Origin of the sequence: Brevibacillus sp. RS1.1 (assembly GCF_013284365.1) — a bacterium.
Classification (GTDB): domain Bacteria; phylum Bacillota; class Bacilli; order Brevibacillales; family Brevibacillaceae; genus Brevibacillus; species Brevibacillus brevis_D.
Map to the genome: position 1 here is coordinate 862,450 of NZ_JABSVA010000001.1, position 19,351 is coordinate 881,800.

General features: G+C 48.4%; 16 protein-coding genes. 1 reads left to right on the forward strand and 15 read right to left on the reverse strand.

From position 1 onward, the window contains the following. Positions 1–29: 29 nt before the first annotated feature. The 8 genes from HP570_RS03970 to HP570_RS04005 form a co-directional block, all read right to left on the reverse strand. A complete protein-coding gene (locus tag HP570_RS03970) occupies positions 30–1,508 on the reverse strand; it encodes a UDP-N-acetylmuramoyl-L-alanyl-D-glutamate--2,6-diaminopimelate ligase (protein ID WP_173624952.1) in 1,479 nt (492 codons plus the stop codon). A gap of 152 nt (positions 1,509–1,660) precedes the next feature. Next, positions 1,661–3,589 carry a stage V sporulation protein D gene (locus tag HP570_RS03975; protein ID WP_142496451.1) on the reverse strand — a complete coding sequence of 643 codons (1,929 nt, stop codon included), beginning with the start codon at positions 3,587–3,589 and terminating at the stop codon, positions 1,661–1,663. A gap of 64 nt (positions 3,590–3,653) precedes the next feature. Continuing rightward, the gene (locus HP570_RS03980; protein ID WP_173624953.1) at positions 3,654–6,119 is read right to left on the reverse strand and encodes a penicillin-binding protein; all 2,466 of its coding nucleotides are present in this window, start codon (positions 6,117–6,119) and stop codon (positions 3,654–3,656) included. 95 nt (positions 6,120–6,214) lie between these two features. Continuing rightward, positions 6,215–6,625: a cell division protein FtsL gene (gene ftsL / locus HP570_RS03985; RefSeq protein ID WP_173624954.1), complete on the reverse strand. Its 411-nt coding sequence runs from the start codon at positions 6,623–6,625 to the stop codon at positions 6,215–6,217. A 33-nt stretch (positions 6,626–6,658) separates the two neighbouring features. Beyond that, on the reverse strand, positions 6,659–7,603 hold the full coding sequence (gene rsmH / locus HP570_RS03990) for a 16S rRNA (cytosine(1402)-N(4))-methyltransferase RsmH (protein ID WP_087348032.1): 945 nt from the start codon (positions 7,601–7,603) through the stop codon (positions 6,659–6,661). A gap of 17 nt (positions 7,604–7,620) precedes the next feature. Beyond that, positions 7,621–8,052, reverse strand: a complete 432-nt coding sequence (gene mraZ, locus HP570_RS03995) for a division/cell wall cluster transcriptional repressor MraZ (protein ID WP_007717680.1) — start codon at positions 8,050–8,052, stop codon at positions 7,621–7,623. 151 nt (positions 8,053–8,203) lie between these two features. Next, positions 8,204–9,463: an adenosylhomocysteinase gene (locus tag HP570_RS04000; protein WP_015892105.1), complete on the reverse strand. Its 1,260-nt coding sequence runs from the start codon at positions 9,461–9,463 to the stop codon at positions 8,204–8,206. An 83-nt stretch (positions 9,464–9,546) separates the two neighbouring features. Continuing rightward, complete coding sequence (locus tag HP570_RS04005; RefSeq protein WP_254495009.1) at positions 9,547–10,443, reverse strand: LysR family transcriptional regulator; 897 nt, start codon at positions 10,441–10,443, stop codon at positions 9,547–9,549. A 144-nt stretch (positions 10,444–10,587) separates the two neighbouring features. Here HP570_RS04005 and HP570_RS04010 point away from each other — a divergent pair, with 144 nt between their 5' ends. After that, positions 10,588–11,850 (forward strand): APC family permease, encoded by a 1,263-nt coding sequence (locus HP570_RS04010; RefSeq protein WP_173624955.1) that lies wholly within the window; start codon positions 10,588–10,590, stop codon positions 11,848–11,850. A 38-nt stretch (positions 11,851–11,888) separates the two neighbouring features. Here HP570_RS04010 and HP570_RS04015 read toward each other — a convergent pair whose 3' ends face one another. The 7 genes from HP570_RS04015 to HP570_RS04045 form a co-directional block, all read right to left on the reverse strand. Next, on the reverse strand, positions 11,889–12,941 hold the full coding sequence (locus tag HP570_RS04015) for an S-layer homology domain-containing protein (protein ID WP_173624956.1): 1,053 nt from the start codon (positions 12,939–12,941) through the stop codon (positions 11,889–11,891). Positions 12,942–13,102: 161 nt separating this feature from the next. Continuing rightward, positions 13,103–14,725, reverse strand: a complete 1,623-nt coding sequence (bshC, locus tag HP570_RS04020; protein WP_173624957.1) for a bacillithiol biosynthesis cysteine-adding enzyme BshC — start codon at positions 14,723–14,725, stop codon at positions 13,103–13,105. Between the two features lie 123 nt (positions 14,726–14,848). Then, complete coding sequence (locus HP570_RS04025) at positions 14,849–15,406, reverse strand: helix-turn-helix domain-containing protein (RefSeq protein WP_015892110.1); 558 nt, start codon at positions 15,404–15,406, stop codon at positions 14,849–14,851. 52 nt (positions 15,407–15,458) lie between these two features. Then, a complete protein-coding gene (locus HP570_RS04030; protein WP_087348042.1) occupies positions 15,459–15,857 on the reverse strand; it encodes a DUF3397 domain-containing protein in 399 nt (132 codons plus the stop codon). Beyond that, positions 15,854–16,819 (reverse strand): ketopantoate reductase family protein, encoded by a 966-nt coding sequence (locus HP570_RS04035; RefSeq protein ID WP_064200535.1) that lies wholly within the window; start codon positions 16,817–16,819, stop codon positions 15,854–15,856. The genes HP570_RS04030 and HP570_RS04035 overlap by 4 nt, the downstream gene beginning before the upstream one ends. A 171-nt stretch (positions 16,820–16,990) precedes the next feature. Then, positions 16,991–18,529 carry an acyl-CoA carboxylase subunit beta gene (locus HP570_RS04040; protein ID WP_106783012.1) on the reverse strand — a complete coding sequence of 513 codons (1,539 nt, stop codon included), beginning with the start codon at positions 18,527–18,529 and terminating at the stop codon, positions 16,991–16,993. 17 nt (positions 18,530–18,546) lie between these two features. After that, the gene (locus HP570_RS04045; RefSeq protein WP_173624958.1) at positions 18,547–19,320 is read right to left on the reverse strand and encodes an enoyl-CoA hydratase-related protein; all 774 of its coding nucleotides are present in this window, start codon (positions 19,318–19,320) and stop codon (positions 18,547–18,549) included. Positions 19,321–19,351: the final 31 nt, after the last annotated feature.

Genomic DNA, 19,351 nt, shown 5'->3' on the forward strand with positions numbered 1-19,351 from the left:
TTCTTTCGATGCAGTGTGTGGCATCTGTTCTATTCTTGGTTGTACCGGGCAATCGCTTCGCGCGCAACTTCACGGTCATCGAAGGGCAACACCTGGTCTTTAATAATTTGATACGTTTCGTGTCCTTTTCCAGCGATCAAGATCACATCGTCCGGCTTTGCAAGCGAAACTGCATGGACAATGGCTTCGCGTCGGTCTGTCAGTGCCGTATAACGATCAGGTGCCACTTCTGACAAACCAGCCAGCATGTCATCGAGAATCGCCTGCGGCTCCTCCGAGCGTGGATTATCTGATGTTAAGACGGTCAGATCAGCATATTTCGTTGCAATTTGCGCCATGATTGGGCGTTTGGTTCGATCCCTATCGCCTCCGCAGCCTACAATGCAAAATACGTTGCCACGGGCAAATTCCTTGACAGTCATTAATGCATTTTCCAAGCTGTCTGGTGTGTGGGAGTAATCGACGAGCACCGCAAACGGCTGACCAGCATCTACTGCTTCAAATCGCCCATTTACGCCCGCTACCTCTTCCAGGCTCGCCTTGATCGCTTCGAGTGGAATACCTTCTGCGAGTGTAACCGCGATGGCTGCCAAAGCGTTATACACATTGAACTTTCCCATCAGCTTCAAGTTCAGACGCGCACTGCCAGCGAAGCTTTCGACTGTAAAAGAAGTTCCTTTACTTGTGATTTCGATTTGTTTTGCCCTTACATCTGCTGGTTGATCGATGCCGTATGTAATGACTCGCGCCGGTGTAACGGTGGCATATAATTCGGACGCCTCATCATCGGCATTCAGTACAGCTGTTTTTAGACGGTCTGTGTCATAGCCGTTGCCCAGCTGGGAAAACAATAATGATTTGGCGTAGCGATAGTTTTCCATCGTTTTATGGTAGTCGAGGTGATCCTGCGTCAGGTTGGTAAAAACCGCTGTATGGATTTCGCAACCGCGGACTCTTCCCAGCTCCAATGCATGAGAGGAAACCTCAATAATCGCATAGTCTGTGTTTACATCGCACATGCGACGAAAGCTTCTTTGCAAATCTATGGCATCTGGAGTCGTATTTTTGACTTCCTCCGTAACGTCTCCAATTTTCATATGGATCGTTCCGATTAAGCCTGTTTGCTTGCTTTGATCGCGCAAAATTTTGTCGATCAGATGCGTTGTGGTCGTCTTGCCATTTGTCCCGGTTACGCCAATGACTTTTACTTCTTTCGTGGGAGATCCGAAAATACGATCAGCCAGCATAGCCATTGCCCGCCGGGTATCCGGTACTTTGACAATAGTCGCTGGCACGTCCAGATCTTGTTCGGATAACACGGCGACGGCACCATTCTTCACCGCCTGGGCCGCGAACGTATGTCCATCCACGGTATATCCAGTTAGACAGACAAACAAGTAGCCGGGCTTTACCTGGCGCGAGTCTGCTGTCAAACCCGTAATCTCCATGCTGTCATCCCCCGAAACCGTTACTGGCAACAAAGGCATGAGCAGATCCCGTAGAAACATGAAACAGGCACCCCATTCTCCAACTAGTATAGACAGAAATTTGAACATTTGTACTTGGCTACGCCGATCATTTAGGCGCAGTCTTGATGAACAAAGGCAGAGCGAACGTAGACAAGCCTACTCCCCTCCGCCTTCGAAATCTCATTTTATAGCTAATTGGTCGATTTGTCACCAAGGTATATGCGAATTTTTCCGCCCTCATCAATTTTCACTCCAGGTGCTGGGGACTGCTGGATGACGTACTGACCTTTACCTGAAACGACTAGCGGCAGAGTATCATACGTTGTCACTACGTCTCTCATGGATTGTCCGACCATGTTTGGTACTTCGATTGGCGCCCGTTCTCCCAGTGCTTTGTTAATTTCCTTGGGGATGCCATCTTTTCGTTTGGGTACATTCAAATGCTCTAGGGAGGATTCCATGATACTTTTTACACTCGGGGCAGCAATCAATCCACCAAACGCCAGTGCTTTCGGATTATCTACAGCGAAATATACGACGAGCTGTGGATCATCAGCCGGCGCAAAGCCGATAAACGACACGATGTATTCGCCATCGACGTAACGGCCATTTTTTACTTTTTGCGCGGTTCCCGTCTTACCTCCTACCCGATACCCTTCAATAAATGCCTTATTTCCCGTTCCTTGCGCGACCACACTTTCCAGCGCATGCCGAACTTTGGCCGAGGTCTCCTCGGTAATCACTTGTCGAACCTCTGTCGGCAAAGTCCTCGCTACCACATCGTGTGTCACACTATCCCGCCATTCTTTAGCGACAAACGGCTTCATAAGTTTGCCACCATTGATAGCGGCTGAGACCGCAGCCATTTGTTGGATCGGCGTTACCGAAACCCCTTGACCGAAAGAAGTCGTCCCCAGCTCTACCGGTCCCACTTTTTTCAAGTTGAATAACAGCCCGTTTTCTTCGCCGATCAAATCGATCCCTGTCTTTTGTCCGAAGCCAAATTTTTTGATGTAGTCAAAAAGTCGTTCTTTTTGCAGTCGCTGGCCCATCGTCACGAAGCCAGGGTTACAAGAATTCTCTACCACTTCCAGCATCGTTTCCTGTCCATGCCCCTGACGCTTCCAGCAACGCAATCGCTTCCCTGCCACGTTTATGAATCCCGGATCGTAGAAGCCTTCGTTCAGATTGATAACGCCTTCGTTTAAAGCAGCGGCCAGTGTCACAATCTTGAATGTGGAACCAGGCTCGTATGTTTTCCAGATAGGGAGATTTCTATTGTACACCTCAGAAGGATAGTCCCTGTACGCATCCGGTTGAAAAGTCGGGCGACTCCCCATCCCCAATATTTCCCCTGTCTTTGGATTCATCGCGATCGCCAGAACATCATCTGGCTGATAAGCGACTACTGCCTGATCCAGCTCGCGTTCGATAAACGATTGGATGGCACTGTCGAGTGTTAAATACATGTCCATCCCATTCACGGGTGCTACGTAGTCTTCGGTTCCACCTGGCAGTACGCGCCCTTTGGCATCTGACGGAAATGAGATATGTCCCTCGGTCCCCATCAAGAAGGGATCATAAATTTTTTCAAGACCTGTCAACCCTTGATTGTCAATGCCTGTGAAACCAAGTATATGGGCTGCCATCGTTCCGTTCGGGTAAAAACGCTTCGTATCCCCTGCCAAGTATATCCCTGGCAAATTCAATTCTTGTATTTTCCTCGCCTTTTCAACAGACAGTTTTCTTCCACCTGGAATCTGGTTGTTGCTCATTGCTTTTTTCGTAATGGCACGAAATACATCTTCTTCTTTTTGCTCCAAAATGACGGCGAGCTGTCTCGCTGTTTCTTTCGGGTCCTTGATTTGCGCCCCTACCGATACCAGTGTAGGCACGGTCATATTCGTCACGAGCTCATTTCCGCTTCTGTCTAAAATGCGACCACGATTGGGTTGAAATTTAATCTCTCGTTTGAGAAGTTCATCTGACATCTGCGAGAGTTTCGGTCCTTCTATCAATTGAACATAACCCAAACGGGTGACAAGTGCCGAATACAAAACGACTCCTACAATCAAGATGATAAAAATGCGACGGCGTACAGTAGCATTGGATACCCGCAAAGCGAGTCCCCCCTCAAATAGGTTGTCTCTTCTTAACCTTATTCGCAGGGGGGACTAGTTAGAACTATGGAGTTGTCGGTGTTTGCGTTGATTGGTCTCCTGGTTTGTCAGGTGGTGGTGCCTGTCCAGAAGCTGGCGGCTGTGCTGCTCCACCTTGCCCGGTTTGCTGACCAGAAGATGGTGGAGCCGGATTATTTCCTCCTGTTGGATTTGTAGGAGGATTCGCTCCTGTATTGTTCGGCGTTGTTGTAGCAGGCACTGTGCTGCCCTCCTGACTAGAAGGAGGTGTTGCCGGTACAGGTGGTTCCGACACGGATTGCAGCGTCACCTGAAGCAGCTCTGTACCCTGGAGCACCGTTCCCGGAGGAATACTTTGTTGGCTGACGAAGCCAGTTCCAGTTGATTTCACTGCGAGATTGATCAAAGAGGTAAATTCCATGACGTCCCGCAATGATTTTCCTTTGAAGTCAGGCATCTTCGTTCCTTTTACCCTGTCCGTTACAAGGATGATCTGTTCACCTGGAACGACCTGATTATAAGCTTCGGGATACTGTTTGACGATTTTCGTACCTGTTCCGGCTACCGTGACCGGCAAATTGTCCTGCTTCGCCCGCAATTGTGCGGCTGTCGTGGACATCCCTTCAAACTTAGGCAATGTCTTCTGTGTAGCTGGTGAGGATGCCAGCGCTGCCTGTACTTCTTTTTTTGGCGTCGGTTTTTTAGTACTATTAACTACCGACAGATCAGGCTGCTGCTGCAAATATTGCAGGCTGCGCTCCATAATAGACGTAAACATCGGCGCAAGCATCATTTGGCCCCACAATGCATACCATGCATCTGTTTTCGGATCGTCAATGACAACATAAACTAACAACTTCGGATTGTCTTTTGGCGCAAAACCGATGAAGGAAACCACGTAACGACCATCCAAAATTTTCCCATTGTTAGGATTATATTTTTGTGCAGTTCCCGTCTTTCCTGCTACTTGATACCCTTCGATCTGATATAGTGTACCAGTTCCAGGTTTTTCTGAGACAACCTTGCCCAAAATGTCGCGTGTCTGTTTTGCAGTCGCTTCGCTTACGACCCGATCCACAACCTCACGTTGCGTGCGTTCGACAACGGCTCCTGTGTGAGGATCACGCATTTCTTTTAAAATATGAGGTTTTAGAAGCTCTCCTCCATTCGCGATCGCCCCCACAGCGGCAACCTGCTGGATCGCCGTAACCGTCGCTGCTTGACCATACGTTGTTGCAGCCCAGTCACGCGGTGACTGAGGTTTATACAGGTTGATTAAATTTCCTTCTTTTTCGTAAGGAAGCTCAATTCCGGTTTTTTGACCCATCCCGAATTTTTTGAAGTATTTCTTTAGACCCTCCAGCTTCAACCGTTCATAACCCAACTTAACGAACAATACGTTACTCGATCGCTGAACCCCTTCTAAAAAGCTGATGGTCCCCCAACCGGCACCATTGTTGTGGTCACGGATCGGAATCTGCCCCTTGATGGTGTAAGCACCTGATTGATAGGTTTCATTCTGATTAAACATTTTTTCTTCAATCGCTGCCGCCAGCGTAATAATCTTAAACGTAGAGCCCGGCTCAAACATTGTGGTGACCGCATGGTTGTTGTAGTTTTCAATCCCGTTGTAGTACGTATTCGGATTAAACGTCGAGCGGTTGCCCATCGCCAATACCTCGCCCGTTTGCGGGTCGGCTACAACGACCGTCATGCCCTGCGGCTTGTACTGCTGCTCCACCTTATCTAGGGCTTGTTCTACATAATCCTGTATCTGGCGATCAATCGTAAGATATACATCTACGCCGTCTATTGCCGGAGTGTACTCTCCTTCTCCGTCCGGCAGCTGGTAGCCTGCGCGATCCTTTTGGTAGGCAATATGTCCCTTTTGGCCAGCCAATTTATCGTTAAATTGCAGCTCGATCCCCATTTTCGGTTCATCATACAAATCAAGATAACCGATCACATGGGAAGCGAAGGCGTTATTCGGATAAACCCGGCGAGTCGTTTCAGTCAAATAGATTCCTGGGAGCTGATTCTTTTTGAGCTTCTCACCACTTGGCAGTGTCGGATATTGCAAATTTAGAATTCGGTTCTTTTGCTCTTCACTGATCTTTAGCCCGAAGCGTCCCAATTCCACGACTTTGTTCGGCTTAGTCAAATTCTTCACTAATTCAGGAACAGGCGCATTCAAAATAGGAGCCAACATATTCGCTGTATAGTAAGGATCTTTCACAAAATCTTCGTCTTTATCATTTCGTGGCTTCAGTTTTGCGTTTACCGTGTATGCCTTCCCGTTATACGCCAAAATCTCGCCGTTTCGATCATAGATCGCCCCGCGCTTGGGCTTCAAGACTTGCTCCCTGTCCCACTGCTCTTGAGCCGTCCCCATGATTTCGGTAGCTTTGACAGTCTGAAGCCAGTAGATTCGAAAACTCAACGTCGAAAAAATCAAAATCGTACATAAGGCTACCATGAGAATTCGCCAATTTACTTTTCGCTTCCATTCCATCTCCGTTCATCTCCATCGCATCAAAGATCGCCCGCTCCCTAAGCCAACTAGCCCAGCTAAGAAAAAATGTTACCGCACATAAGGCGCAGTAACATTTAAGGTTTTTTGGGTTGTGGTTTTGGCAGACTCGCCTGTACTTCTAGGTTCCCGATCGTATGTACAGCTGCTGGATTGTATACCATCCCCTGCTTCTCTGCTTCTTTTTGCAGGCGATCCCGGTTGGTCATTTGTTCAATTTGCAATTTCAACGTTGCATTTTTTTCTGCCGTCACACGGTTTTCATGTTTGGTGGTCTGGATTTCGTAATTCAACTGGGAAATTTGCGAGTAGCGGACACCCACTAGACCCAAGCCGACGACGGTTAACGAGATAAATAAGAGATACAGCAATTTTTCTCCGGTCGGAATCGTTGGCTTGATTCGGACCGTGCGCTTTGTTGTTTTCGTTACAGAGCGGGATTGTTGTTCCAGCTCCATAGCTAAATTCCCTCGGTAGTAATAACTCATCGCTTCTCCCTCCCCTTTCTCGTCGATCCCGGTCTACAGCTTCTCCGCTACCCGTAGTTTAGCTGATCGTGCACGTTTGTTTGCTTCTAATTCTTCTTCTGATGGCAAAATCGGCTTTCTTGTAATGACTTTTACTACTGCTTTATTTCCGCATGTACAAATCGGAAAGGCTGGCGGGCACGTGCACCCTTTTGAAAAGTCTTGATAAATTTGCTTGCAGATTCTGTCCTCTAAGGAATGAAACGTAATGACACTTACGCGACCTTCTGGATTCAAAACCTCAATTGCATCGACGACGGCCTCTTTGAATGCATCCAATTCATCATTGACAGCGATCCGAATTGCCTGAAAGGTACGCTTCGCCGGATGGGGTCCGGTACGGCGCGCAGCGGCAGGAATTCCTTCCTTAATCAACTCAACGAGTTCACCTGTTGTTTGGATCGGCTGCTTCTTCCGTTGTTGAACGATTTGCCGGGCAATTCGGCGGGAAAACTTCTCTTCTCCGTACAGCCAAATGATCTTGGCAATCTCTTCTTCATCCCACTCATTGATAATGTCATAGGCGGACAATGGTGCTTGCTGGTCCATTCTCATATCCAAGGGCGCATCGGCATTGTAGCTGAAGCCTCGCTCTCCCTCGTCCAATTGTGGAGAGGATACCCCGAGGTCAAATAACACCCCGTCTACACCAGCCAAGCCTAAATCTCTCACAATGTCTTTGATATGGCGGAAGTTGCTCTTTACCAGCGTGACTCTGTCCATATAGGAAGCGAGTCTTTCACGGGCATTATCCAGTGCCCAGTCGTCCTGATCGATGGCGATAAGACGACCGCCCTCCGTCAGCTTGGAAGCAATCAAACTGCTATGCCCAGCTCCGCCGAGTGTACAGTCTACATAAATGCCCCCAGGACGAATATTTAGCCCTTGGACAGCCTCATCCATCAAAACGGTTACGTGATGAAACGACAATGTCGTCACTCCTGTTCTTCTCGCTGCTACAAATTAAAATCAACCAGTTTTTCGGCAATTTCTCCAAAAGAGCCTTCTGACTGGGCAAAATAATCTTCCCAGCGTTCCTTGCTCCATACCTCTACACGGTTTGATACCCCGATGATCACACATTCTTTTTGCATGCCTGCATGCTCACGTAAATTGGGGGGTATGTTTACCCTTCCCTGCTTATCCCACTCACATTCGGTGGCACCTGAAAAGAAAAATCGTGTAAATGCGCGAGCATCTGCTTTTGTAAATGGGAGAGACTTAAGTCTTTCCTCTAGTTGTTTCCACTCATCTTGCGGATAAGCAAACAAACATTGGTCCAGGCCGCGGGTAATAACAAAGGAAGTACCGAGCCCTTCACGGAATTTGGCTGGGATCGTCAGGCGGCCTTTTTCGTCGATGCTGTGCTGATATTCCCCCATGAACACGCCCTGGTCCCCCACTTTCCTGTCGGTTGGCTCCACTTTCCCCCACTTTTCCCCACCTAGTACCTATTTGTTATTATAAAAAAAAATCCTGCGTTTGTATGCAGGATTTTTTCGCATATTTTTTTGCCGGGAAAAGACGGGATTCGAGGGACTATTCGACCCAGCTTTCCAGGTAGGATTTTTGCGCATCTGTCAATTTGTCGATTCCGATGTTCAGAGCTTCCAACTTGTACTGAGCAACCATTTGATCCAACTCGAATGGTACGTTCAGCACTTTTTTGCCAATGTTTTTGTACTGTTCATTGACATAAGCCAAGGATACCGCTTGCAAAGCAAAGGTCATATCCATGATTTCAGCCGGATGTCCGTCGCCAGCAGCCAGGTTCACGAGGCGGCCTTCTGCGAGCAGATACACTTTTCGACCATCAGTCAAGACAAATTCTTCAATATCTTTACGCACAATACGGGAAGAAGTCGACATGGCATTCAGGTCAACCTTGTTTACTTCGACATCGAAGTGACCTGCGTTGGACAAGATTGCGCCATCTTTCATCACAGCAAAATGCTCTTTGCTAATGATATCGCGGTTACCTGTCACTGTTACGAAGTAGTCACCATGCTTCGCAGCTTCGAGCATCGGCATTACTTCAAATCCATCCATGTAAGCTTCTACCGCTTTGATTGGGTCGATTTCGGTTACGATTACTTTTGCGCCCAAACCTTTTGCACGCATTGCTACACCTTTACCGCACCAGCCATAGCCAGCTACCACAACTGTTTTACCAGCAACAACGAGGTTTGTTGTACGGTTGATACCATCCCATACGGATTGACCCGTACCATAGCGGTTGTCGAACAAGTATTTGCAGAATGCATCGTTTACGGCAACCATTGGGAACTCCAGCTTGCCTTCTTTCTCCAACGCTTTCAGGCGCAAAATACCTGTTGTCGTTTCTTCTGCACCACCGCGTACTTGAGACAGCAGATCACGGCGCTCGCTGTGCAAAATCGTGATCAGGTCGCCACCGTCATCAATGATCAGGTCAGGACGAGTTTCCAGCGTTTTGATCAGATGCTCTTTGTATTCAGCAGGATCTGGATTGTATTTCGCAAATACGCGGATACCGTCTTCCACCAATGCTGCACAAATATCATCTTGCGTGGACAGCGGGTTGGAACCAGTAATGGTTACTTCAGCGCCACCAGCTTGAACTACTTTTGCCAGATAAGCTGTTTTTGCTTCCAAGTGCAAGGAGATCGCAACTTTCAGGCCTGCAAACGGCTGCTCTTTTTCAAAGCGCTCACGAATGCGGTTTAAGACAGGCATGTGTTCTTTTACCCAATCAATTTTCAGATGGCCGTTGTGCGCCAACGCCATATCTTTTACGATGCTTTCAGATACTGTGTTCATGTACGGATGGACCTCCTTTTATCTCATAAAGCAACCTTGTCTATCATATCATACGCAAGTTCAACCATCATCAGTTTTTCCAATTATTTTCCTATTAGCGGTAGTTTACGCTCCGCGGTTTCTACCGTAAGTAGCTCCAAAAAGCGCAACAAAGCCTGCGGCATCCATTTCTTTTTATGGTAGACCAACTGTCGGAAAACACGGATATCCAGATGGGAAAACGAGAGTATTACTAGTGTACCATTTTTTACTTCTTCTTGTACGACAATTTTCGGAAGTAACGCAATTCCTAAATCATAGGCAACGCATTGTTTAATCGCTTCCAGACTGCCAAATTCAAAAGAAGATTCCACGGTGGCGCCGGCTTCACGTAACACCGATTCCATCATCCCGCGGTAACTGCATCCCTTTTCTGTAAAAATCCAGGTTTCTCCGGTAAAATCATGGGTTTCTACCTTCTCTTTTTTCACAAGCGGATGGGTAGGGGCAGCAACAACAACTAGTTTTTCCTCACCTAAAACGACAGTTTCCAGCTCAGATTGATCTTGTAGCCAATCGAGCACAAAAGCGAAATCGAACTTTCCTTCCTTTACTCCCTGCCTCAAGTCTTGGCAGATACCCGGTGCAAGCATGATCCGCATACGCGGCTGCTCCAAGCGGAATTTTTGCAAATAAGGAGGTAAATAAAAGGCTGCCAATGACTCCACTGTTCCGATACGCAACGTTCCTGCCAGTTGCGCTTGCTCTGACAGATTCGCTTTTGCCTCATCTAATACGGCTTGTAGCTGTTCGCTGTAGCCTAGAAGCACTTCGCCTGCATGGGTAAGCCTGATCTTTTTGCCCCAACGCTCGAATAGGCTGACACCGAACTCCGACTCCAGATTTTGAATTTGGGTCGTCACACTCGACTGCGCGTAGCCCAACACTTCTGCTGCACGAGTAAAGCTTTGGCATTTTGCTACTTCACGGAAGGTTTGCAAATAACGAGTATCCAGATTCCCCCCTCATTTCATCGGAAAAATCGATTTGAATCATCTAATATTATAGATAACTCCGATAATTATGTCTATGCTACACTTCAGTTATCAACGACAAGGTAAGTAAAAAAAGTGAGGGATCTACCTATGGGGAAATTATCCACGCAAGCCCCCGGTCTAGCTAAAACACTGCGACTTCCGCAGATCGTCGCCTTATACATCGGGGCTGTGATCGGTTCCGGCGTATTGCTCATCCCTGGACTCGCAGCTGAGAAGGCTGGTCCTGCTTCCATTTTAGCTTGGCTCGTCATGTCTATTCTCGTCCTGCCCATGGCCATTACGATGGGGCTGTTATCTGCTCGTTATCCGAGCTCAGGAGGAGTCTCTACATTTGTACGGACAGCGTACGGAGATCGATTCGGAAACATGGTTGGCTGGTTCTTTCTCTTATCTGTCCCGATTGGCGCACCGATTCTGAGTGTGACAGGGGCCAACTACATTGCCATCTTGCTGAACTGGAGTGAGTCGCAAATATATGTGGCGGCTGGTCTGCTTCTTCTCGCTGTCCTTATGATGAATGTTGTAGGCTTGCATGTAGCTGCACGTGTCCAAACCGTTGTTGTCTCGCTGATTATCACGATTTTGATTTTGGCTGTTGTCGCCAGCATTCCGCATGCCTCTGTCACTCACTTTACCCCTTTTTTGCCAAACGGTTGGCTGAGTGTCGTGCAAGCAGCAGGTCTGATGTTCTGGTGCTTCATTGGGTGGGAAGCCGTGACGCATCTCTCAGAGGAATTCGTCGATCCTGCAAAAAACGCGATCCGCGGTGTTTTGTGGAGTGCGGGAATCGTCGCTCTCTTGTATTTTGCCGTAGCCTTTATGACTGTGGCTACGCATAGCTACGGGGGCGGTATCTCCGCTGCCTCGCTTAGCGTCATGGTTCAACTCTCCTTAGGACCGATCGGCGGGTGGATTGTAGCTGTAACCGCCTTGTTCATTTGTATCGCAACAGCCAACGCTTACATTGGAGCAGCGTCGCGCATCGCCTATTCGTTGGCCCAAGAAAAGATCGCTCCTCGCTGGTTTGGCACTCTTCACGCCAAATACCGGACACCAACCGGCGGACTTCTGTTTCTCTCTCTTTGTTTTATCGTCGTTCTTGGCGTACTCTATTTCGACGTGATCGACTTGTCGAGACTCATCGAGCTGCCCAATGCTACCTTTTTTGCGACTTACATCGGCGGGTGTCTAGCAGGGGTCCGGCTCTTGCGCAATAGTCGCGTAGGCAGAATCGCTTCCTGGACTTCTCTCGTCTGTACAGTAGGACTCTATCCTTTTTTGGGGTGGTCCGCTCTCTATCCGCTTGTGATTGCACTCGTGCTTTTTATCTGCCAAAAACGTCATACCTGAAAGAAAAAAGGCTGGGGTCATGTCCCAGCCTTCTTTTCTTATTCATCTTTTCCAATCAGCCGGAACGTTTTGCCATCACTGGAGGTGAGGTAAAACGTACGATCAACACTTCCGCCCAAATCTCCTGCGTAATATTGAACCGTCATTCTATATTTATTCATTCCGATTTTGGCAAAGTACATCAGCTCATTAAACTGCGGAAACCGGACATAATCATACACTTCATACTGCATAAACGAAAAATGCTCGCGTAAAAACGATTCGCTCACAGCCAGATTGTTTTTCTTTACATACGCGACCAAGTCATCATAGCGACGAATCTTTTGCTTATCCATCACGTCACCTACAAATGACGAGACTGCTTGTGTTATTGCCTTTTTCTCGCTCTCCGATACGTTGCCAGGGTACAGCTCATCGATTTTTGTTTCCAAACGATTTAACAGGACGACTGCCTGTGCTCTGTTGATTTTGTCATCAGGACGGAAGCTTCCATCTGGAAAGCCAGCCAAAATCCCCATTTTGTAGGCAGGGTAGACCGTCATCACCTGTGTTTCATTTTCGACCGAAAGATCCGTGAAAAATTTCGCAGTCGTTCCCCGATATTTTTCCCCTTCTGATTGATGCCCGATGGCCGCCAGCAAGGTTCTTGCCGCTTCCAACCGTATCATGCTTTCCGTCGGTTTCCCGGATGGCATAATACCCGCTGAAGCTAAATGGTGGTAGGTTTTTTCTGACCAACGTCCCGCAGCAGCCTGCAAGTAGGTCTCTTTGATATAGCTTTCAGGCTCATGGCCTGTGAAGGAAGGTATGACGCGTTCAATCAGGGATAAAAACTGTTCTTGCGTCACCGTTTGCTCTGGCTTAAAGGTTCCGTCGGGAAAACCTTTGATCAATCCTTTTTTGGTAGCAAACCCTATTTCCTTTGCCGCCCAATGTCCATTTGTGTCGATAAATGCAGGGGAATTGGCCACGTATTCTTCCCGTGCGTCGGCCTTTTTCATTCCTACGGTTGCTATGCCCGTCAATAAAACCGACAAGCTAACAACTAGTAGAGTGGCTTTTTTCCCGATTTGTTGTAATGTAATCTGCATCCCGAGTACCACCTTTCCCCAAAAACAATCCATTACTACTAATACGCAGAATTTGTCGGAAAAGTTTCGGCATAATTGGAAGAAAAGTTTTCCATCTCCTTAAACAACAAAAAAATAGTCGGGTCCACTTCTAGGACGATCCGACTATTTTGCGCTGCAATTTACAGGTAATAAAGTTGATGAGTACCATCATGCGCGAATGGCGCATCTACTAATCGGTCAATCAAACCAAGACCATACTTATTTGCAAACAGGAAAAACGAATGCTTTCTTTCTTGCAGTCCACCTTCGGGCAACAAAGCGGTCTCAATTCGTTGGACGCGTACGTGCTCTACGTCATCCTTTTGCTGTAGCGAACGAATCAAACGCTCTTCCAAAAAAGAGACTTGCTCTAACAGCAGCTTACTATTTTTCTCCGCCAGACCACGCAATCCGCCATCCAGAGAAACGACTTCCTCTACCAACGGACGGTAGATCGACATCATCGACTCCCGTGCCGAAGCGAATTGCTGCTCCAGTGGATGTGGTGCCTGGTTTTTGGACCACTCGGTTTTCCAAGCGGCGAAATCAGTCAAGACTCGTTCAACAGAAAGCCCCAAGCTATCCAGCAGTCTCAGTTGAGCACCTTCCACAAGGGTAATGGACATCCGAGGCAATACGATCGGCATCTGCATCCCAAATAGCTCAAATACCTCCCGATAAAACGCCCAGTACGAAATCTCGCCCGGACCTCCAATGAAGGCAAGCGTAGGAAACAGATGCTCCTGCATCAACCCACGGGTTACAACATTTGTACTAAAACGCTCCGGGGAATCTGCGACCTGCTTGAGCAATTCATCGCGACTGTAAGCACGTCTCCGATTGATGAAGCGCTCTCCGTGACGTTCCAGCAGCAATCGATCATCGCCCTCATAGACGAACAGATTGGCCTGATGCTCTTCCACCTGCAATTGAAGCGGATAGCCAGCAGTTGAAATCCGATCCGCTGCCCGCAGCAACACCTTCGTCAATTGCTCATTGTTTTCAATGATCTGTGAAAAAATGGGTTGCTGCAGTTCACGAACAAACGGCAACGAGGATTCAACCAGAACGAGACCGTGCTTGCCAAACATTTTTGCCATCAAGCGGGCAAACCACTCTGCGACTGTGCGCGAATCTGCCGCGGTCTGCGTCAGCAACTCACGAATCTGTTTGGTTTCGGCAGTCTCTGTTTGTCCCTGGAAAAACTTCTCCAGGAACTGCGTACACAGCTCAGGGTCCAAGGGTAGCGTACTTACCGATTGGCGGCCCTTTTTGTTCAGAGCCAGTCGCTCTTTATGCAGGCGCTTTCCATCGTCCGCTCCCCAGTACACATGATCGATCTCATCGATGTCATGGTCTTCGCCAGCAATCCAGAACACCGGAATGACGTTCGCCTGAAGCTCGGCAGACAACCTCTTCGCTGCCTGGATCAGATGAACAGCTTTGTTGACCGTATAGAGTGGTCCACCCAGAACTCCTGCTTGCTGACCGCCGATGACCACATAGGTGTCCGGCTGTTTGAGCAACTCGATATTTTTTAGTGCTTCTGAGTGAGTACCCATCTCTTTATTAAAACGATATAGACCTTCCACGAGCTGGTTCCGGTGAGGATAGGATTGACTTTGGAGCCATTCCACGCGTTCTCGGTAGGACTGTTCACGGTAGGGATTATGCGCAAAAAACTGTAATGCAGAGGCATTTTGCTGCTGGTACTCCTGTGCCAGCGGATTCGCCAATGGAAGCGCAAGACATTCAACATTCATGCAAGCTCACCTTTCTTCGGGCCATGGTCAACCAAAATTATAACATGCTCCACAGCCACAAAAAACAAGACAACCCACTTTAATGGGTTGTCAAAGTGTAATACAAGCTTGTTTGCGCTTGCATTAAAATTGCGGTGGGTTGACGGACCAGATTAACAAAGCTTCCGTTTCTCCTGTATTTTCGATTGAGTGCGTTTTACTGCTGTCAAATGAAATACTGTCTCCTGCTTCCAATACATGCTCTTCATCGTTGAAGCGTGCTGTCACACTTCCAGTGATGACCGTGAAGCACTCTTCTCCCTCTGACTGCACGAACTTGTCAACAGCCATTTCTCCAGGCATCAGTCGCACTTCCAGCATCCCCAGCTTGGCACTACCTCCCATCGAGAGTAGCGAATAAGTGCCCGTCGATTCAGGAAAGACCAGTTGTCTGCGTTTTTGCAAGCGAGTCACATGCACCTGCTTTTGATCAATATCTTCGAAAAAATGAATGATGGGTGACTCCAGAGCTTTGGTGATTTTCCACAGCGAATCCAGTGACGGCTGCGAAATTCCACGCTCTACTTGGCTCAGCAAACCTTTGCTCAACCCTGTCTTTCCTGCCATAATTTCCAAGGTAAAGCCGCGTTCTTTCCGAATCATTCGAATCTTATGACCGATGGTCTCGATGGGAAGTCGCATAGTTCCAACCTTCTTTCTTATCGGAATAAATACGATATGTATCAACAGTGCTTTACACGACACCCATCGTTTTGATAATTCCGGTCGTAAACAGCACTATGTAGACGATTCCAAACCAGAGAAACGACAATCGCCAGGCTGAAAATCCTACCTTTTTGAGGGAGAGCCGCCCCTTCAACTTCATCTGTACCCACCCAAGGAGCATGATTACCACCAGGTAAAAACAGAATACCCACCACCAAGCGGAAAATGCCTCGGGCCAAATCAGTTCGTAAGTGGAAACGGCAGAGCGAATCACCAAAAGATTCGTGATATTTATCGCGAAGCGGCCTGCCAATTTCTTGTTCCGCGTCATTCCATACAAGATGAAATAAACGATCGGAAATCCGAGAAACGGCACAACCGTCAGCGTCCCCCACAAATAGGCCCAGACATTCGCCAGAAAGGTCATCTACTGTCGCCTCCCTCCTTCCGTATTCCCATGTCTGACTTAAGAAGGATAACGCGAAGCAAGGTTTCGTGCAGCGGTGTCGGAATCCCGGCCTTTTGTCCTACTTGGACGAGATAGCCGTTGATAGACTGCACTTCCGTCGGTCTGCGCTTCTTAATATCCTGCAGCATGGAGGAAAGATTACGGGAAGTATTTCGGCAAATGGAGACAATTTCCTGCAAGTCTGCATCCTCGATTTTTTGTCCGGCATACGCAGCCACTGTAGCTGCTTCCACAAATAAAGCACGCATGAGCTGTTGCGTATGTGAATTTTCGAGGAGAGCACCATTTGGGATTTCAAAAAGCGCGGTTAACGGATTGATCAGCGCATTTGCGATGAGCTTGCGCCAAGCGAAGGGCTGTATTGCCTTTTCATAGACAGCCTCCATGCCTGTTGATATTGCCCACTCAACAAATGTGCGAATCAGTGGATCATTGCAATCAGACGTCTCCCAAGAGCCTACGCGCAAAGTACCTGTACCGGTATGCACGACTTCTGTAGGCGACAATCTCCTTGCCCCTTCCGTATTAATCGCAAAGAAGCACTGTGTCTCCGTTAAAACGGTTCGAAGCAATTCGTAATGACCCATGCCATTTTGCAAAGCGATCACTCTTGCCTTGAGGTCTAACCCTCGTAAGGCTGGGAGCACGCTATGCAAATCTGGCTGCTTTACAGTTAACAGATACAGCTTCCCTTCAGGCAATCCTTCTTCAATGGGGCTCGCGGTGACGGAAACAGTGACTGTCTCGCCATTCAGCTTTTGAAAGCTGAGCCCGCGTTCATTTAGCTGATTCGCCTGGAGTGAACTGCGTGTGACAATCGTGACAGGTTGTCCAGCAAGTGCGAGCCTCGCTGCATACAGCAGCCCGACAGACCCACCACCTACGACTACCACCTGACACGTCATTGGTTCTAGCAGCATTTGTTCACCCACATTAATCAATGCTTATTTTTCAAGAATAACAGAGTTTTCGGGATTGTTCAATTGATTGCCACAAAAAAAGATCGAAATTATCGAAATATTCCTAGGCCCTTTCACATTTTTTGTAAAAAAATAAGACTATCGCCCTTTGACGATAGCCTGACCCCTGATTTATACGGGGTAAACTGCATGCTTTCTGTCCGAAAAAACGTGACGCTTTTCCTTGTAAACCTCGTAGCGTTGGATTAATTCGCGCCTCAGTTCGCTTGGAGGTACAACAGCATCTACAATCAAGTTCGATGCCAGCAAGTACAGATCGATGTCTTCCTGATATTCTCTACGTTTTTCCTGAATAAACGCTTGACGCTCTGCCGGGTCCTCAATCGCCTGTATTTTGTTACTGTAGACGGCATTAACGGCTGCTTCTGGTCCCATCACGGCGATTTGGGCACCGGGCAGTGCGAGGCAAGCATCTGGTTCAAATGCAGAGCTGGCCATTGCATACAAGCCGGCACCATACGCTTTGCGTACAATGACGGATATTTTCGGTACCGTTGCTTCCGCCATGGCGGAGATCATTTTTGCCCCGTGTCTGATAATGCCTGCCCGCTCTACGGCTGTCCCAATCATAAAGCCAGGAACATCCGCCAAGAACAACAATGGAATGGAAAACGCATCGCACAGTGTGATGAATCGAGCCGCCTTGTCAGCCGAATCGACAAACAAAACGCCTCCCTTCACACGCGGCTGGTTGGCAATGATTCCGACAGGCTTGCCATCCAGACGTGCCAATCCGGTAATCAGCTCTTGAGCAAATAATTTTTTGATCTCAAAGAACGAATCCTCGTCGACCAATGCTGTAATGACATCATGCATATTGAAAGCTGCATTTTGGTTCTCGGGCACGATGCTCGTGATTTCTTTCGCTGTTGACACAGGGGCTTTTGCCAGTGCAGTCGGTGGGGTCAATGTATAGTTCGCCGGGAAGAAGCGCAGATAGCTACGCGCTGCTTGAATCGCTTCTTCCTCATTGGCCGCTAGTACGTCGCCACATCCGCTGACGGAGCAATGCATGCGTGCACCGCCCAACTCTTCCAAGCTCACTTTTTCTCCGATCACCATTTCCGCCATACGCGGAGAGCCCAAGTACATGCTCGCGTTTTTGTCGACCATGATGACAATGTCACAAAAAGCTGGGATATAAGCGCCACCAGCAGCAGAAGGTCCAAACAAAATGCACACTTGTGGAATTTTGCCGGATAGCTTCACTTGGTTGTAAAAGATTCGCCCAGCCCCCCGGCGGCCTGGGAACATCTCCAATTGGTCCGTAATACGCGCTCCTGCTGAATCGACCAGGTAGAGAAGTGGAACACGCATTTTTTCGGCTGTCTCTTGAATGCGAATAATTTTTTCGACGGTCCGCGATCCCCAGGACCCGGCTTTCACTGTTGAATCGTTGGCCATCACGCAGACAGTTTGACCATTTACCTTGCCAATTGCGGTCACAACTCCATCGGCCGGCAGATCGCCTGCCATGACATTCGCGAACAACCCATCCTCGACCATGAACTCGTCATCGAACAATAGCTTGAGGCGATCGCGAACGAATAGCTTGTTTTGCTCCTTGAGCTTGTCATGATACTTGGCATCGCCCCCTTGCACTACTTGGGCGATTTTTTCGTGCAATGTGTCTTCCAAATGTTTGGTCATCAGCGTAATCCCCCTCGTCACTCTCCGCGGTATATCGGTTTTCGTTTTTCTTGAAAGGCTGCGAGTCCTTCTAGGCGATCTTTCGTTGGGACGAGCAGCTTGTACGCGTTGCTTTCAATCTGAAGTCCGCTTGCTAGCTCGACCTCTCCTCCACAATCGATGGCAAACTTGGCTTGGGCTAGGGCAAGTGGAGCATTCGATGAAATTTGCTCGGCCAAAGAAATGGCTGTCGCCATGAGTTGATCAGCGGGAACTATCCGATTGACTAACCCGATGGACAGTGCCTCCTCCGAAAATACACGCCTTGACGTAAAAATCAGTTCCTTGGCGACGCCTTTTCCAACTAGCCGAGGTAAACGTTGTGTTCCGCCAGCACCCGGGATGATCCCAAGCGAGGTCTCCGTTAATCCCATCTGGGCCTGTTCACTCATGATTCGCAGATCGCACGCCAGCGCCAATTCTGTACCGCCTCCCAGCGCCAGCCCGTTAATCGCCGCGATGACTGGTTTCGGTAGCTTTTCCAGCTCTGTGAACGTATCTCGAATCGTTTGGATATAGACATCGACCTGCTGTGGTGACATGGAGCGCCGCTCTCTCAAATCTGCACCGGAGCAAAACGCCTTGTCACCAGCACCTGTCACAATGACTGTCCGGATGTCACGATCATAGCTGATTTCACTGATCAAGCCGCGCAGAGTCACAAGTGTTTCAAGATTGAGGCAGTTAAAAACTTCTGGCCGTTGCAGCGTTAGTACGCCGATCGCGCCCTCTCTTTGCAGGGAAACCGTCATCTTTTATCCCCTCTTTGCGAATGTGTGGAAA

Coding starts and splice junctions, on each gene's coding strand:
- HP570_RS03970 (WP_173624952.1), bottom strand. CDS start 1,508: ATGTTTCTACGGGATCTGCTCATGCCTTTGTTGCCAGTAACGGTTTCG.
- HP570_RS03980 (WP_173624953.1), bottom strand. CDS start 6,119: ATGGAATGGAAGCGAAAAGTAAATTGGCGAATTCTCATGGTAGCCTTA.
- ftsL (WP_173624954.1), bottom strand. CDS start 6,625: ATGAGTTATTACTACCGAGGGAATTTAGCTATGGAGCTGGAACAACAA.
- HP570_RS04000 (WP_015892105.1), bottom strand. CDS start 9,463: ATGAACACAGTATCTGAAAGCATCGTAAAAGATATGGCGTTGGCGCAC.
- HP570_RS04010 (WP_173624955.1), top strand. CDS start 10,588: ATGGGGAAATTATCCACGCAAGCCCCCGGTCTAGCTAAAACACTGCGA.
- HP570_RS04015 (WP_173624956.1), bottom strand. CDS start 12,941: ATGCAGATTACATTACAACAAATCGGGAAAAAAGCCACTCTACTAGTT.
- bshC (WP_173624957.1), bottom strand. CDS start 14,725: ATGAATGTTGAATGTCTTGCGCTTCCATTGGCGAATCCGCTGGCACAG.
- HP570_RS04025 (WP_015892110.1), bottom strand. CDS start 15,406: ATGCGACTTCCCATCGAGACCATCGGTCATAAGATTCGAATGATTCGG.
- HP570_RS04030 (WP_087348042.1), bottom strand. CDS start 15,857: ATGACCTTTCTGGCGAATGTCTGGGCCTATTTGTGGGGGACGCTGACG.
- HP570_RS04035 (WP_064200535.1), bottom strand. CDS start 16,819: ATGCTGCTAGAACCAATGACGTGTCAGGTGGTAGTCGTAGGTGGTGGG.
- HP570_RS04040 (WP_106783012.1), bottom strand. CDS start 18,529: ATGACCAAACATTTGGAAGACACATTGCACGAAAAAATCGCCCAAGTA.
- HP570_RS04045 (WP_173624958.1), bottom strand. CDS start 19,320: ATGACGGTTTCCCTGCAAAGAGAGGGCGCGATCGGCGTACTAACGCTG.